This window comes from Corynebacterium sp. KPL2838 (assembly GCF_040225455.1).
Taxonomy (GTDB): Bacteria; Actinomycetota; Actinomycetes; order Mycobacteriales; family Mycobacteriaceae; genus Corynebacterium; species Corynebacterium rhinophilum.
The window spans coordinates 1-14,210 of the sequence record NZ_JBEHFT010000044.1 but is presented as its reverse complement, the minus strand read 5'-3'; the positions used below and the strand labels follow the sequence as shown (position 1 = coordinate 14,210).

The 14,210-nt window shown below is 55.3% G+C and carries 13 protein-coding genes, 1 tRNA gene and 1 pseudogene; 3 read left to right on the top strand and 12 right to left on the bottom strand.

What is annotated here, in order from left to right:
- Nucleotides 1–510, top strand: a 510-nt coding sequence (locus ABRP98_RS10655; RefSeq protein ID WP_349859167.1) for a hypothetical protein, incomplete at its 5' end; no start/stop codon positions are given.
- Nucleotides 511–562: 52 nt separating this feature from the next.
- Here the strand turns inward: ABRP98_RS10655 and ABRP98_RS10650 are convergent.
- Entirely contained in the window at nt 563–931 is a 369-nt protein-coding gene (locus ABRP98_RS10650) for a DUF1129 domain-containing protein (RefSeq protein WP_349859165.1), read from the bottom strand.
- A 1-nt stretch (nt 932) separates the two neighbouring features.
- Entirely contained in the window at nt 933–1,259 is a 327-nt protein-coding gene (locus ABRP98_RS10645; protein ID WP_349859164.1) for a PadR family transcriptional regulator, read from the bottom strand.
- 107 nt (nt 1,260–1,366) lie between these two features.
- On the opposite strand from ABRP98_RS10645, the gene ABRP98_RS10640 reads away from it, so the two are divergent.
- Nucleotides 1,367–1,936 (top strand): trypsin-like serine protease, encoded by a 570-nt coding sequence (locus ABRP98_RS10640; protein ID WP_349859162.1) that lies wholly within the window; start codon nt 1,367–1,369, stop codon nt 1,934–1,936.
- 570 nt (nt 1,937–2,506) lie between these two features.
- Here ABRP98_RS10640 and ABRP98_RS10635 read toward each other — a convergent pair.
- The 10 genes and pseudogenes from ABRP98_RS10635 to ABRP98_RS10585 all read right to left on the bottom strand — a co-directional run bounded on the left by ABRP98_RS10635 (nt 2,507) and on the right by ABRP98_RS10585 (nt 13,730).
- Nucleotides 2,507–3,761 (bottom strand): annotated as a pseudogene (locus ABRP98_RS10635) (IS256 family transposase).
- A 361-nt stretch (nt 3,762–4,122) separates the two neighbouring features.
- Nucleotides 4,123–4,302 (bottom strand): hypothetical protein, encoded by a 180-nt coding sequence (locus ABRP98_RS10625; protein ID WP_349859160.1) that lies wholly within the window; start codon nt 4,300–4,302, stop codon nt 4,123–4,125.
- A 162-nt stretch (nt 4,303–4,464) separates the two neighbouring features.
- Complete coding sequence (gene crgA, locus ABRP98_RS10620; RefSeq protein WP_237792249.1) at nt 4,465–4,737, bottom strand: cell division protein CrgA; 273 nt, start codon at nt 4,735–4,737, stop codon at nt 4,465–4,467.
- 70 nt (nt 4,738–4,807) lie between these two features.
- Nucleotides 4,808–6,760, bottom strand: a complete 1,953-nt coding sequence (pknB, locus tag ABRP98_RS10615; protein WP_349859158.1) for a Stk1 family PASTA domain-containing Ser/Thr kinase — start codon at nt 6,758–6,760, stop codon at nt 4,808–4,810.
- A 3-nt stretch (nt 6,761–6,763) separates the two neighbouring features.
- A complete protein-coding gene (locus ABRP98_RS10610; RefSeq protein ID WP_349859156.1) occupies nt 6,764–8,275 on the bottom strand; it encodes a serine/threonine-protein kinase in 1,512 nt (503 codons plus the stop codon).
- Nucleotides 8,275–9,705 carry a peptidoglycan D,D-transpeptidase FtsI family protein gene (locus ABRP98_RS10605; protein ID WP_284900220.1) on the bottom strand — a complete coding sequence of 477 codons (1,431 nt, stop codon included), beginning with the start codon at nt 9,703–9,705 and terminating at the stop codon, nt 8,275–8,277. The genes ABRP98_RS10610 and ABRP98_RS10605 overlap by 1 nt, the downstream gene beginning before the upstream one ends.
- Nucleotides 9,702–11,054, bottom strand: a complete 1,353-nt coding sequence (locus ABRP98_RS10600; RefSeq protein WP_349859154.1) for an FtsW/RodA/SpoVE family cell cycle protein — start codon at nt 11,052–11,054, stop codon at nt 9,702–9,704. The genes ABRP98_RS10605 and ABRP98_RS10600 overlap by 4 nt, the downstream gene beginning before the upstream one ends.
- Nucleotides 11,055–11,057: 3 nt before the next feature.
- Nucleotides 11,058–12,422 carry a PP2C family protein-serine/threonine phosphatase gene (locus ABRP98_RS10595; RefSeq protein WP_349859153.1) on the bottom strand — a complete coding sequence of 455 codons (1,365 nt, stop codon included), beginning with the start codon at nt 12,420–12,422 and terminating at the stop codon, nt 11,058–11,060.
- Nucleotides 12,419–12,871, bottom strand: a complete 453-nt coding sequence (locus ABRP98_RS10590; protein WP_005276102.1) for an FHA domain-containing protein FhaB/FipA — start codon at nt 12,869–12,871, stop codon at nt 12,419–12,421. The genes ABRP98_RS10595 and ABRP98_RS10590 overlap by 4 nt, the downstream gene beginning before the upstream one ends.
- 25 nt (nt 12,872–12,896) lie before the next feature.
- Nucleotides 12,897–13,730, bottom strand: a complete 834-nt coding sequence (locus ABRP98_RS10585) for an FHA domain-containing protein (protein WP_005276103.1) — start codon at nt 13,728–13,730, stop codon at nt 12,897–12,899.
- Nucleotides 13,731–13,938: 208 nt separating this feature from the next.
- Here ABRP98_RS10585 and ABRP98_RS10580 point away from each other — a divergent pair.
- A tRNA-Leu gene (locus ABRP98_RS10580) sits at nt 13,939–14,023 on the top strand.
- Nucleotides 14,024–14,210 lie beyond the last annotated feature (187 nt).

Genomic DNA, 14,210 nt, shown 5'->3' with positions numbered 1-14,210 from the left:
CGCGTCAAAAAACTAACTGGACTCCGAGTCCAAAAAGTCAATGGACTCCGAGTCCAAAAAGTCACTAGACATCACACTTACCACCTAGAAGAAGAGGAATTCGTGTCTAAGAAGATCTCACGCAAGCTTCTTGCTGCATCAGTAACGCTATCTTTGGCCCTTTCTGGTACTGCCGTCGCAGCAGCTCAGCCAACTCAATCGCGAGCTGCCACAGTTTCGACCGCCCAAACTCCCGCGACAAGCCCTTCCATTAACACATCACCAGCTCCTTCAACTGCTCCAAGTACAGTCGAAGAGCAGGGCAAGATTACAGCTATTATTAAAGCTGGAATGAAGGCCCTTAAGAAAATCAATAAGTCTTGGTACGACAAGATCATCAGCAAAGCTAGGGAAGGAAAGGCAACTTTTGTCGCTTGGTGGGACGCTTCGGTACCGGGCTGGATTAAAACCCTTATGGGCGGAGTAACATCATCCGCAATCTGGGAATTCATCTCCACTTATCTTCTCTAGTGGCAGTTCCCGAATACTAAGACTTCTCTGAAGGTTAGATCCGACGTCGGATCTAACCTTCAGAGAATCTTTTCACGTCAATAGCCATACCAACCGGCATGCAAATAAGTGGAATAAATTTAACTAACGATACTACACTGGAAGCCTCATCACCGTTAAACAGGACATGCAAGGTAACAAACCCTATAACTGCAAGGGCAACTCCAATAGCCGTAAAAAGGTAGAGCTGCTTTTTAGGGCTATTCGGGTAAAGCGCTTCCGCATATTCATCAGGAGCCCCAAACTCGTTCCTCAAGTTAACCCCACCACCGTCACTTTCCATGACTCGTAGAATTTCTTGATTAATATCTGATTCGGAGATTGACCTTAACCTAAGCTCCCGAGCTAGGCTTTTCAGGTATTCGTCATTGAGAGTGTTCATGCTATTTCCCTTCCATCACATTGCGGATACCGCTTAGTAAGTACTCCACGTCTTGGACGCCCTCATTGAGGGCATCTCGACCGGTGTCTGTAATCTGAATCATTTTTCGAGGAGGCTCATCACGCAATTCCGCCCATCTCGAAGCAATGAGCCCTTCTTCCTCCAACCGAGTTAAAAGCGGATACACGGTACCGCTCTTAAAATCTCCAAGATTGAAACCTACGAGCATCTTTCTGATCTCATAACCGTATGACTCTCCCTTTGAGAGAATCGCCAGAATCGAAAAGGGTAGTATCGAAGATGCAATTTTACGACTCCATTGCCTCACGAAACCTCCAACAAATATTTCAACCCAAGATAAGCAGATAACCTACATATGTAGCGTTGCTACCTATGGTAAAGGTTAGCCCTCCAAAAAACAAGGACTGAAGTCAATTGATTTTTTCTAGATTATTCCCAACGAGAATATGGACAACGGCACTAGCCTTGTCCTTAGCCATAGGGGGGACATTTCATTTCTTTCCATCTAGCTGGGGATCTACCAGCATTCAGCCGCGTACCAGCAATACCACAGAGACCAATGACGACCGAATAGGCCAACTCTTCTATAAGAACGACACCAGACTCCCAGACGGATCAACGCTTCCACCCATCGCTATCTGCTCAGCCAGCCATATCGGAAACGGGAAATGGGTTACCGCAGCACATTGCCTTAGCGACTTTTCAAGCTTCACTGGACACATAAAGCAATCTGACGGCGAATCTGCAACCGTAACCTCGTTTACCGTCCCAGATAGGAAAGTGGACATCGCCGTGCTTACAGTAGGGCAAGGGATTGAAGCAGGGTCTTTCGACCTCCCGTCCGCTCCTGCAACACCCGGGGAAAAGATGAGCCTTATTGGATTTGCAGACGAGAGAGACTACGCCTCCCAGGCAGAAGTGGAAATAGAAGAACGGATTGAGACCATAGAGATTTCAGGAAAGATGAGAAAAGGGGGTGTATAAAAGCGCTGCTCTAACGCCTTATAGATCCTGTCCTGGGGATTCTGGAGGGCCTGTCTATAAAGGGGGCACACTTTATGCCGTCCACTTAGGCGGAGAGAAGAACGAAGGTTGCACAGATCTTTCAGGCTCGCATATGTGGCATTCCGACATTCTCACAGTGGAGCGCTTCATAGAAGAAAAAGATACTAACCCAAGTACTTCTTCGCGAAGTTCTCAATCTTCCGATAGCTAGACGATTATCCTTCTGGTGGAAAGTACTTTGCAATAATTTCTGTTCTACTTTCTGTATTCGTCTTGGTAAGTATTTTTGATACTTTCCTGCGCGTCAGGCTGTGGCTTACTGGATTGAAGTCGTCTACAACCGTCGGCGCCGGCATTCCTCCCTCGGAATGGTAAGCCCTGTCGATTTCGAGAACCACATCACCCAAACCAGAAACGAAGAAAAAATCGCTGCCTAACCACTAGGTAGCTCTACTACGTGTCCACGATTTGCGGGCAACCCCAGGTCAAGTCCCGTGTAGTGGTGTAGCGGTTTGTGCTTTCGGCTCGGTATGAAGTTCGGGGTGCTGGTTAGGCGGTTAGCTGGTGGTGGTCGTCACGATGTTCTTCTGGGTGGTGCATGAGGTGTTTGGTGTGTTCGAGTGCGGTCAGTGACATGTAGCGTTTTGTTGGATCCAATCGTCGTGTTGCTCGGCTAGGACCGCACCGACAAGCCGGATGATGGATTCTCGGTTCCAGAAGATGCCCACAACATCGGTGCGCCGGCGGATCTCCCGGTTTAACCGTTCTGTGGGGTTGTTTGACCACACCTTCGTCCAGACTGGTTTCGGGGCTGCGGTAAACGCTAATACTTCATCGAGTGATTCCTCCAGATAGGTCGCAACTTGCGGGAACTTCGGCTCTAGTAGATCGACTACCTCACGGGCTTGGGACCAGGTGGATTGGGCATCTGGTTGTTGAAAGATGGTCTGGAACATTGCAGAGACCATAGGCCACTGTGTCTTCGGGACCTTCTCGTAAAGGTTCTTCGCAAAATGGGTGCGGCAGCGCTGCCACGACGCATCAGGTAGCACTTCGGAAATGGCGTGCTGGATGCCTTCGTGGGTGTGGCTGGTGATAAGGAATACGCCGGTAAGTCCGCGGGCTTTTAGGTCGTGGAAGAAGCCTTTCCACGACGCGTTGGATTCCGTGGTGGCGACATGCATGCCAAGCATCTCGCGATACCCGTCAGCGTTGACCCCAGTGGCAAGCAGCACTGAGCATGTGACCACACGGCCGCCTTCGCGCACTTTGATTGTCAGCGCGTCGCAGGACAGGTAGGCGTAGCCGCCGGGATCGAGCGGACGGTTTTTGAAATCGGCGACCATCTCGTCGAGTTCTTCTGCCATGCGTGAAACTTGGGATTTCGACATGTTGGCAATACCCAACGTGGCTACCAGGTTGTTCATTCTGCGGGTGGAAACCCCTTTGAGGTAGCAGGTTGCAATGACGGTCGATAAGGCCCGTTCTGCCCGCGTACGGCGTTCTAACAGCCAGTCTGGGAAGAACGCGCCGTGACGCAGTTTCGGCACTGCCACATCAATCGTGCCGGCACGGGTGCCAAGGTCGCGGTGGCGATACCTGTTGCGGTGGTTGACCCGCTCGGTGGAGACAACCGCTGTATTCGGCGCCGCAGACACTGTCAGCTGCAGACACTGTCAGCTTGAGTGGAGAGGATTTGGTTGATAAACCCTTGCAGCATCTGGCGCATCAAATCAGGAGAGGCTTGAGCGAGCAGATCATCCAAGTAGGTTGTCGGGTCGATAGAATGTGGTGCAGCGGTCATCGTCATATGCCTTTCGGTGAGATGTGGTAGTTGAGTCGAAAGGTTAACTGACGGTGACCGCCCCACTATTTCCGGGGCCCACCATCAGCAAGCGTTACACCACACCAAAGGACGCAACCCGAGAAGTGCTGCGGGATAGGAAAGTTTTTGACAATCCGATGACCTGCCGCCGGGAAGTCTTCCAGTGGTGCATGCGCTTGTAACACGCGCCGGCGGCACTCCTGGTGCAATCTTTTAGCCCCTGATGTCTTTGAAACCGAGACTTCAGCTACGTAGACTAAAGTAGCATAGCTAGCCCCCGATGTGTCCACTTTCCGGGGGTCAGGCCCGTTCTGGGATGCTCCCGGCACGGCGAGCAGGCTTAAGTCCATTGACGAGCTGTGTGCCATGAGATCCCCAACTTTGAAGCTACTGCCTGGCACGCGGGGTGCATTGACATGTTTTCCGCCACGATGCGGTCTTCCACGAGACGGACTAGGCGGTCCTTTGCATCCTGGTCAAAATTTTTCTTGGCATGTTCCAGATTTTCCCATCTACTCAAACGGAACAAACCTGGAACACTTCACACCAGCTGAGAAAATGGCCACCCTGATAAACGCAACCGAAGTGTTTCCATGACCATTAGAATTCGTCCAAAGGCCTAAGCACGGAAACCCTCGCGGTCACCTGACGGTGGCGGCGAGGGTTACTTTTTGGCGGCGGCCTAGCGCCAACCCATGGTCATGAGCAAACCAATGAGGGCGAGGCCGAAGCCGATGCCGTAGTTCCAACCGCCGAGCTCCGCCATGAAGGGGATGGATTCACCGGCGAGGTAATTGACCACGAGCCACAGCAGGCCGAGGACCATCAGGCCAAGCATGATGGCCACGTACCACTTCGGGGTGCCTTCAGAGTTGATTTTGACTGGGGTGCGGTTCGCCCCGGCAGAGCTCGATACCTGGGTGGCAGAGCTCTGGGTGATCTTTGACTTTGGCATAAGAGACCTTCTCTAGATTTCAGTTCTTATCTCAGTGCTTACTGATGAATTACGATACCAGCAGCGATGGTTACGGCAGTAGCGCCGAGGCTTCGAATTTCCAGATGCGAACCTCTACGTCCTGATCCTTGCGGATGGTATCGCCAGGATTGATGGATGCCCAACCGATCTTATTGCTATCGACCAAGGCGCCGGTAGGAATTGGCTCGCCCACGCGCAGCTGGCCATTCCAGCCCGCCTGGCGCAGGGCATTTTCGGCTTGTCCTTGATTCTTGTGCATGACCTCGGGTGCCTTCATGAGCATCCCATTGGATACCTCAATGGTGACAGTCTGGCCCTTTTCCAGCTGCGCGCCCTGGTTGGAGACGTTTAGCACGGTGCCTTCCGGCTCTAAGGAATCGACTTCGCGGACATTGACGTCGAAGTCACTGGCTTCGAGGCGGCTGCGCGCATCCTCTTCGTTCAAGCCGGAGACATCAGGAACGCGCTTCTTTTCGATGCCCTTAGACACCGTCACCCGGACCTTCGAGCCCTTGGACAATTGCGTACCACCCGCGGGGTTTTGCTGGATTACCTCGCCGGCGGGGGCCTCATCATTGCGCTCAGAAATATCCGAGTTCAGCTCCAGGCCTGCCTCTTCCAAGACCTGCGCGGCCTGATCCAAGTTCATGCCGGTGATATCCGGGACATCGATGATTTCCTTGCCGGAAGAAACGGTCAAGGTGACCGAGGCGTTCTTCTGCAATTCCGAACCCGGGGCCGGATTGATGCGAATCGCCTTATTGCGATCGATATCCGGGTTAGCCTCTTCGTTTACGGTAACGAGAAGTCCCAAGTCCTCGAGCTCTTTGACCACTTCATTGCGCGGGCGGTTTTCTACCTCCGGCACGATGACGCTATTGTGCTCCGCTACCTCGGTTTGGTCACGGCCACTCCTATCCTTTTCATCGTCGCTACTCCAGAAATCCCAGGCAAAATAGCCCAAAATGGCGACCAACAGCGCGACGAGAAGCAGCGCGAGCCATTTCATCCAACCGCCGCCTTCATCCTCTTCGGGTGCTCCGGTAGGACGCGTCGATTCGATCGGTGCCCGGTGGGATGTAGCAGTAGCGGTGGCCGGCGCGGGCATCGCCGTTGTGGCATCGTCCTCGTTGACGTGCATGCGGGCGGCCTCGGTGACCTGGCCCGTGCGCAGGCGATCCAAATCGCCGGCCATCTCCCACGCAGACTGGTAGCGGTCCGCGGGGTGCTTGGCCATCGCGGTCAGTACCACCGCATCGATATTGACCCGCTGGGTGGGGGTCAACGAGGGGTCATCGATAAGCTCCGAAGGTGGGGTCGGTTCCTCCTGCACATGCTGGTAGGCCACGGCAAAGGGGGTTTCGCCTTCGAACGGGGTGCGGCCGGTGAGTACCTCGTACATGACGCAGCCCAGCGCATAGACATCAGAACGCGCATCGGCGTTCTTGCCGCGCGCCTGCTCCGGGGAAAGGTACTGGGCGGTACCGATAACGGCAGAAGTTTGGGTCATCGCCGAGGTCGAGTCATCCAATGCACGGGCGATGCCAAAGTCCATCACCTTCACCTGGCCGGTGTTGGTGAGCATAATATTCGCCGGCTTGATATCGCGGTGAATGATTCCCGCCTCATGGGATGCCTGCAAGGCCTCAGCAACCGGCTTGAGGATCTCCGCCGCCTCTTGGGCGGGCAGCGGGCCATCTTCGCGAATAATATCGCGTAGGGTTGCCCCGTTGACCCTCTCCATAACGATATACGGGATGGTCATGCCATCCATCTCGGTCTCGCCGGTGTCATATACCGCCACGATATTAGGATGGTTTAGCTTGCCGGAGTTCTGCGCTTCGCGGTAGAAGCGCTCGCGGAAGTTGATATCGCGAGCCATCTCCGTGCGCAGCATTTTTACCGCTACTTGCCGGCCTAAAGTGGTGTCTTCTGCGGCAAATACCTCGGACATGCCGCCGGAGCCGATGATCTCACCGAGCCGGTACCGGTCATTGACCATGGCTTAGTCACCATCCTGTCTTAATAGGTCAGATAAATCCCCAGGGAGTTCATCGGGCTGTGAGTTTACTGTGTTTTTCTGCTCAGGTGTATTTTCGACGTGCGTCTCCTGCGGCTGTCGCTGCTGGGGCTGACGCTGCTGCGTCGGGGTATTCGGGGCCTGCTGGTTTCGCGTCGGGGCCTGCTGGTTCGGGGTCTGCGGCTGCCGGTGATTATCGCGCGGCGCCTGGTTGCCCTCCCGATCCGTGGGCTCCGTCTCCGTTACCGTCACTTCCTGCGGCGTCTCATTAGTATCTTCTTCCTCCAGGGTTTCTACCTGCGTGGTCGTGGGATCCCGGTATTCGGTGACCACGGAAGTTTCCTGGGTAGATGAAGGCTCGCTGTCGCCGCCCTCGCTACTCATGAGGTTCATGATGGCGTAGCCGGCTGCGGCAAGCAGGGCGATGGCCGCGACGATACCCAAGCCTTTAAGGAAAGACTTCCCGCCCTTCGAATCATTGGCCGGGGCTGGTGCTGCCTTGCGCTGTGGTGCCGCCGTCCCCGTGGCCGTCCCCGCCGCTGGATGAATGGTGGTGGGCTGGGCGACATCGGCAAGCATCTCCGTCGATGCCGAGGGCGAAGGCTCTGGGGCCTGCTGGTGGGGCGGAATGGACTTGGGCTGCGGTGGGCGCTTGCCCAGGCGCACATCGGATACCGCGACCGTAAATTCATTGCCATCGGCATAGCGGGTATTGGGATCCTTGCGCAGCGCGATACGAATGAGCTCGCGCGCCGGGGCGCTAATCGTGGTCGATAGCGGTTCAGGCTCTTGGTTGATGTGGGCAAGGGCGATGGACACGGAGGAATCGCCCGAAAAGGGTCGCTTACCGCCGAGCATCTCGTAGCCTACGACGCCGAGCGAATAGATATCCGAGGCAGGGGTGACCTCCTTGCCCTGCGCTTGCTCAGGCGAAACGTACTGGGCGGTACCCACCACCATGCCGGTGCGCGTGAGCGGTACCGAGGCAGCCGCCTTGGCGATGCCAAAGTCCGTAATTTTTACCTGCCCATTTTGGGTAATCATCAGGTTGCCGGGCTTAATATCGCGGTGCACTAAGCCCATCCGGTGGATAATGGACAGGCCGTGGCCCGCCTGCTCGAGCACGTCCAGCGCGAGTTCTTCCTGCAAGGTGTTCTCGCGCGCAAGCAGGTCCGCGAGGGATTCGCCCCGCACGTATTCCAAGGCCATGAAGCAGAATTTGCGGCCATTATCTTCCAACTCGCGGTAGTCATACGTGGCCACCACGTTATCGGACTGGATAGATTCGGCCGATTCCGCTTCATTGCGGAAGCGGGAGAGGAATTCCTGGTTATCGGAAAATTCCGGCCGCAAAACCTTGATGGCTACTTCGCGGTCATTGCGAGTGTCATCGGCAAGCCACACCGTGGACATGCCACCGTGGCCAATGATCCACTGCAGCTCGTAGTCGCTGCCGATGAGTTCCTGGAGATGGTCCTTATTCTCGGTATTCTTCATTACTGCTCCCCCTGGTATGCGCTCAAGATGGCACGACCAATTGGGCCAGAGACTCTGCCGCCCGTTGCGGATTCGCCCAGGTTACCGCCGTTCTTGACGACGACCCCGACGGCAATATCGCGGTCCGGGTCAAAGGCCACGTACCACACGTGCGGAGCCAAGCCTTCGCCGTGCTCGGCGGTACCGGTCTTGGATGCAAAGCCATTGCCGTCGTAGCCCCACGAAGACCGCTCGGAGGCAAACATCAAGTCCTTAATGGTCGATGCGGTCTCTTCCGTGACGGCCTCGCCGGCCTTCTTTGGCTTGGTGGTGCGGATCTCCTTCATCTGGGCATCGGTAATGCGATTGACCAGGTAAGGCTCCATGCGCGTGCCCTTATTAGCCACGGTGCCGGCCATGACTGCAGCCTGCAACGCGCTCATGGTGACATCGCGCTGGCCGATGGCCGATTGTGCCGTCGCCGCACCATCCGGAAGGTCACCCAAGGTACCTGCGGAGGAAGAAACACCCAGATCGTATTTCTTGCCGATGCCGAAAGCCTCCGCGTACTTGCGCAGCTCATCCGCGCCGATCTGCTCAGACATCTGCACAAATGCGGTATTGCACGAGAGCGCAAAGGCGGTCTGCAGGGTCACCGAATCCTGGCCGTTGCATTTCTCATTGCCGTAGTTGGTCAGCTCCGTGACGGCATCAGGCAGGGTAATCACGTTGGCACCGGTCAGGCTCGACGAGGGATTGAATCCATTATTCAACCCGGCCGCAGTCGTAATGATCTTGAAAATAGATCCCGGTGGCAAGGTATCCGCCGCTGCATGGTTGACCAGTGGCTGGCCCGCTTGCTCCTGCAAGCCCGTCCACGCCTCATCGGCGGACTCGCCCACCAATGAATTCGGGTTAAAGCCCGGGTTGGAGGCCATGGCCAGAATCTTGCCCGTCGATGGCTGGATGGCAACCGCCGAACCTTCGTATCCCGGACCCGCCAACTGGTCATACGCGGCCTGCTGCAATGCTGGGTCGATGGTGACCTCTACATTAGCGCCCTGGGTGGGCTTATTCGCGATGGTATCCAGCCAGTGCTGCTTGAACAGGGAATCATCCGTGCCATTGAGAATGTCATTTTGCGAAGATTCCAATTCCGAAGCGCCGAATTGGCTGGACAAGTATCCGGTGATATTGCCAAAAGCAGGCGAATCGATGGGATAAGACCGGGAGTAGGTCTCATCCGGGTTTTCCGTAGATTGCGCCAGCACCGTATTGCCGGAATAGATCTGGCCGCGCGGGGTGGTCTGCAACTCAATAAACCCGCGCGAGTTCTTAGCGTTATGCGCGTATTTATCGTCCGAAAATGCCTGAATCACCGTCAGGTTCACCAACAGAATTGCGGTCAAGACGATGGCAAATAGGGACACTAGGCGGATGGATTTGTTCATCGGTAAGCCTCCTGAACCGACGGGAGCATGGAGGTGTCACTCGGAGCATTGCTCGAGTTCTCCTGCATGGGTCGGCGTGCCGCGTTAGAGATCCGCAGCAAAATCGCCAACAGTACATAGTTAGCCATGAGAGAGGAACCACCGGCGGACATGAAAGGAGTGGTCAAGCCGGTCATCGGCAGCAGGGCGGAAATGCCACCGGTGACGACGAAGACCTGTACCGCCAAAGTAAGAGAAAGGCCTGAAGCGACCAGTTTGCCGTAGGTATCGCGGGTACGCAACGCGGTATTGAATCCGCGGGTCACCAACATGCCAAAGAGGACCAAAACGGCAGCTAGGCCGATCAGGCCCAATTCCTCACCGATGGCGGCGAGGATGAAGTCAGAGTGTGCCACCGGCACCAATTCGGGGTGGCCTTGGCCCAGGCCGCTGCCGGAAATACCGCCAGAGGACATACCAAAAAGGGACTGGGCCAATTGATAGCCGGTGTTGTCGTAGTTAGCCAGCGGGTCCATGAAGTTGGAAAAACGCTGCTGGATTTTTTCGGATACCTGGTAAATGCCAAAGCCACCGATACCAACGAGGACGAGGCCAATAAATAGCCAACTAACCCGGCCGGTAGCCATAAATAGCATGCCCAGCACCGTGCTAAAGAGCAGCAGTGCCGGACCGAAGTCATTGGAAATGCCCATGATGATAATGGCGATGGCCCACACGATGAGAATGGGGGCGAGGTCGCGCAAGCGGGGCAGGGAAATTCCCAAGAAACGATAGCCAGCCACGGTAAAAAGGGATCGCTTCTGCGTTAGCAGCATGGCAAAGAATAAGATCAGCATGATCTTGGAGAACTCACCCGGCTGGATGGAAAATGGCCCGAAGTTCAGCCAAATGCGCGCCTCAACGCCATCAGGTTGTGGCCACACCAATGGCAGCGCCAACAGTACGAGGCCGGCTGCGCCTAAGATATAGGAGTAGCGGGTGAGTGAGCGATGGTCCTTGACAACCGCCAGGACCAGCACAAAGAGCACTAAGCCAACGACGGTCCACATCACCTGGCGAACCGCGAGACCCCGATCATTGACCAAATCCAAGCGGGCCAAAACGATAAGCCCAATGCCATTAAGGATGGCCACGATAGGCAACATGATCTGGTCCGCGTAGGGTGCCAAGAAGCACATTGCCAAGTGCGCAATGGTAAAGACACCAATGAATCCACCGATGAGGTAGATCAGGTCCGTCGTAAGCGCATTATCTTGCGACAGCTCCAAACTGACCAAGGTAATGGCAAAGACAGCCGCGGCGAGAATAAGGAGGCCGAGTTCGATTCTTCGGCTAAAAAACTTCTGCATCAGCTACACCTCCCTACAAGTGACCCCAGGTTTGTTTTCCTTGGTGTCTTTATTGTCTTTTTGGCTTGGTGCAGTGATACATGGCTTGAGTGCCTTTTCACCTAGGTCATTGATCTGATCCTGAACCATGCTCAGATCACCGGCAGAAATGTGATTGACCGCGCCGCGTTCAGACTCGGGCAGGTCAGAGACCTTCAACGGGGTGAAGTCTCCCTTGCACTTCTGCGCAGAAAACAGCAAGGAGTTCTTGTCATTAATGCACACATATTGGTGCGTGGAGCTTAACTCCTTGCCAAATACGGAATAATCCGCGCCTTTGAGGATGGTGATTTCTTGTGCGTCGTTGGTCTCGGCGTAATAGTTATTGGACAAGAAGTTCTTTACCCACAGCCCTGCGCCGATAACGAGCGCCAAGATGATGATGAGGGCGATGAGGACCTTCCACCCAATTTTTCGTCGAGATGGCTCGTCTTCTGCCTCTTCTTCATCGGAGTCCTTGGCCGCATTGTCTTCATCGGCCATGACGGCTGGCGGAATCACCTGCGGTTTACGGGTGAGTTTGGCGGCGCGTGACGCCGAGGAATCTGGGTGCGTGGGCTCTTCTACCGAACCTGCAAGAGCGCCAACGCGGAACGGTTCGTGGGCGGCGGGTTTTTCTTCCGTGACCTCGCCGATGACGACCGTGACATTGTCCGGTCCGCCCGAACGAATTGCGAGATCCACGAGAGTGGAGCCCGCCTGTTCGATGCTTCCCTGACCAAGGGCAGTCTCAATAGTAGAAGCGGTAACTGGGTCCGAAAGCCCATCCGAGCACAGCAGGATGCGGTCTCCCGCCTTGGCTTCGAATGTAAAGAGGGTCGGCTCCACCGCACGGCCGGTATAGGCCTTCAAGATGAGGGACTTTTGTGGGTGGGAAGAAACATCTTCTGCAGCCAGCTCGCCCTTATCCACCAGGGACTGCACATAGGTATCGTCCTTGGTGATTTGCTCGAGCTTGCCATCGCGCAGCAAATAAGCGCGCGAATCGCCCACATGGCAGACACCAAAGGTGGTGCCATTGAACAGCATCGTGGACAGCGTCGTGCCCATGCCCTCGGTTTCTGGGTGGGCAGTGACGTGATCGCTGATGGCCTCATTGGCGTCATCGGCAGCAGCCGCAAGGAGTGCCTCCGTGTCCTCCTTACCCGGATCCTGATCCAAGATTTCGAGGTGGTTGACCATGAGTTGGGAGGCGACCTCACCCGCGGCATGCCCGCCCATGCCATCGGCCAAAATCAGCAGGTGGGCTCCGGCGTAACCGGAGTCCTCATTATTACCGCGGATAAGCCCGCGGTCCGACTTGGCAAAAAAGTTTAGCTTCAGTGTCATGCGTTCAACCTCACGGTAGTGCGGCCTAGCTTAATCTCGGAGTTCGCGCCGACTACCTCAGGTTGGTCGATGCGCACACCATTGACGAGGGTTCCGTTGCGAGATTCCAAATCCTCCACTACCCACTCGCTGCCGCGGCGAAATAGGCGTGCATGATGGCCGGAGGAGTAATCATCCCCAGTGACAAAATCACAGTCAGCGGCGCGGCCCAAGGTGCATTCCTCGAGCGTGCCCAAATTCATGTGGGATCCCTGCAAGGGACCCTCCACAATAGAAAGCTGCTTCACCGCAGCGTGACTGCGTGGGGACGCACCCATCTTTGACGGCTGTGGCATAGCACCTGCGGATTTATTGGTATCCCGCCGCATGGCATTCAAGGCCACCAGGACAAATACCCACAAAAGAGCCAATAAGCCGATGCGAAGCGCCAGCATGATGACTGCATCCATGGCGGCCTCCCTTCCTCAGTGTGAATTAGTAACTATGCGAATCAAGGCCCGTAATGCGGACCTCGACGTGGGAATGGCCCATGGTGATCACATCGCCATCGGCAAGCAGCCAGTTATCAATGGGAGTGTCATTGACCGTGGTGCCATTGGTGGACTGCAAATCCACCAATACGGCATCTTCGCCGTTCCACGTGATTTCCGCATGCTGGCGGGACACGCCCGTATCCGGCAGGCGCAAATCCGCATCATTGCTGCGGCCAATAATATTTGACCCTTCCTGCACGTGGTAGACGCGGGAAGAGCCATCCTGCAACATCAAATTGACAGCGGGGCCCTGCGTTTGCGGCGCGGGTTGGTCATCTTGCGCAATGAAAGCGGTAGTAGCTGCGTCATCCGCATTATTTTCGTGCGGGTTGGTCATCTGGTCCTCCTGACCATCAAAGTCGTGGAAAATCGCCTCGAAACCGGTCTCTTCTGTGGGCTCGTGATCTATAAACGAGGACACGCGAAGCTGGCCCGTGCGCAGGCCCGATTCCTCCGCTATTCGCACAATGACGGGACCAGCGAGGGACCATCCGTTATTGCGGATAAAGCGAGATAATTGGTCTGCGCAATCGGCAGGCAAATCGGGGTCTTGCGACAAGTTCTCCAAATCCTTGGAGGAGACGCCTACAGTCATGACATTGGGACTGTAGAGCTTGTCATCGTCCCCGTGGCCGAGATTGTCCTGGGCTTCTTGCTTCAAAAGCTCATCAATCTCTGCAGGAACGACCTTGCCACCGAAGACAAAAGCCATGCCGTTATCAAGGCCGCGTTGCATAGCGGAATCGAGCTTCGCCAGCCTTTCTAAAAACGCCACGAATTTTGCTCCTTTCCGCTATACAGCGATCAGTAGTGATCAGTAGTAGCCATTATAGTTTGTACACCCCTTTCAAACGTAGACGGCGGCGCGAAAGTTCCTAGATTTTCGCCTTTAAATGCGCAAAATAATCCGCTTTTCCTGCTGATTTGTAGTCGCATGCACTCCCTGTGCTATCTTTATCTAGTCGCACTGACAACCACACCCTGCCCGGGTGGCGGAATTGGCAGACGCGCTGGCTTCAGGTGCCAGTGTTCGATCAGGACGTGCGGGTTCAAGTCCCGCCCCGGGCACAATGAGCAGTTGTACAAACTGCGACACCGGAGGTTACAAACCCGAAAGGGTTCGTGACCTCCGGTGTCTTTGTTTTTCTGAACTTTGGCGGTCGAGGATTGCAAGTGTGGGGTTAAACGACAAAACGTGTTGTTTTTCGGCGTGTCGAGTTAAACGACATTTTGTGTTGGTGGGGGTAGGGGTTTA

Bases quoted from the DNA above. Each gene is read 5' to 3' on its own strand.
- ABRP98_RS10650 (WP_349859165.1), bottom strand. From the start codon at position 931: ATGAACACTCTCAATGACGAATACCTGAAAAGCCTAGCTCGGGAGCTT.
- crgA (WP_237792249.1), bottom strand. From the start codon at position 4,737: ATGCCAAAGTCAAAGATCACCCAGAGCTCTGCCACCCAGGTATCGAGC.
- pknB (WP_349859158.1), bottom strand. From the start codon at position 6,760: ATGGTCAATGACCGGTACCGGCTCGGTGAGATCATCGGCTCCGGCGGC.
- ABRP98_RS10610 (WP_349859156.1), bottom strand. From the start codon at position 8,275: ATGAAGAATACCGAGAATAAGGACCATCTCCAGGAACTCATCGGCAGC.
- ABRP98_RS10605 (WP_284900220.1), bottom strand. From the start codon at position 9,705: ATGAACAAATCCATCCGCCTAGTGTCCCTATTTGCCATCGTCTTGACC.
- ABRP98_RS10600 (WP_349859154.1), bottom strand. From the start codon at position 11,054: ATGCAGAAGTTTTTTAGCCGAAGAATCGAACTCGGCCTCCTTATTCTC.
- ABRP98_RS10595 (WP_349859153.1), bottom strand. From the start codon at position 12,422: ATGACACTGAAGCTAAACTTTTTTGCCAAGTCGGACCGCGGGCTTATC.
- ABRP98_RS10590 (WP_005276102.1), bottom strand. From the start codon at position 12,871: ATGGATGCAGTCATCATGCTGGCGCTTCGCATCGGCTTATTGGCTCTT.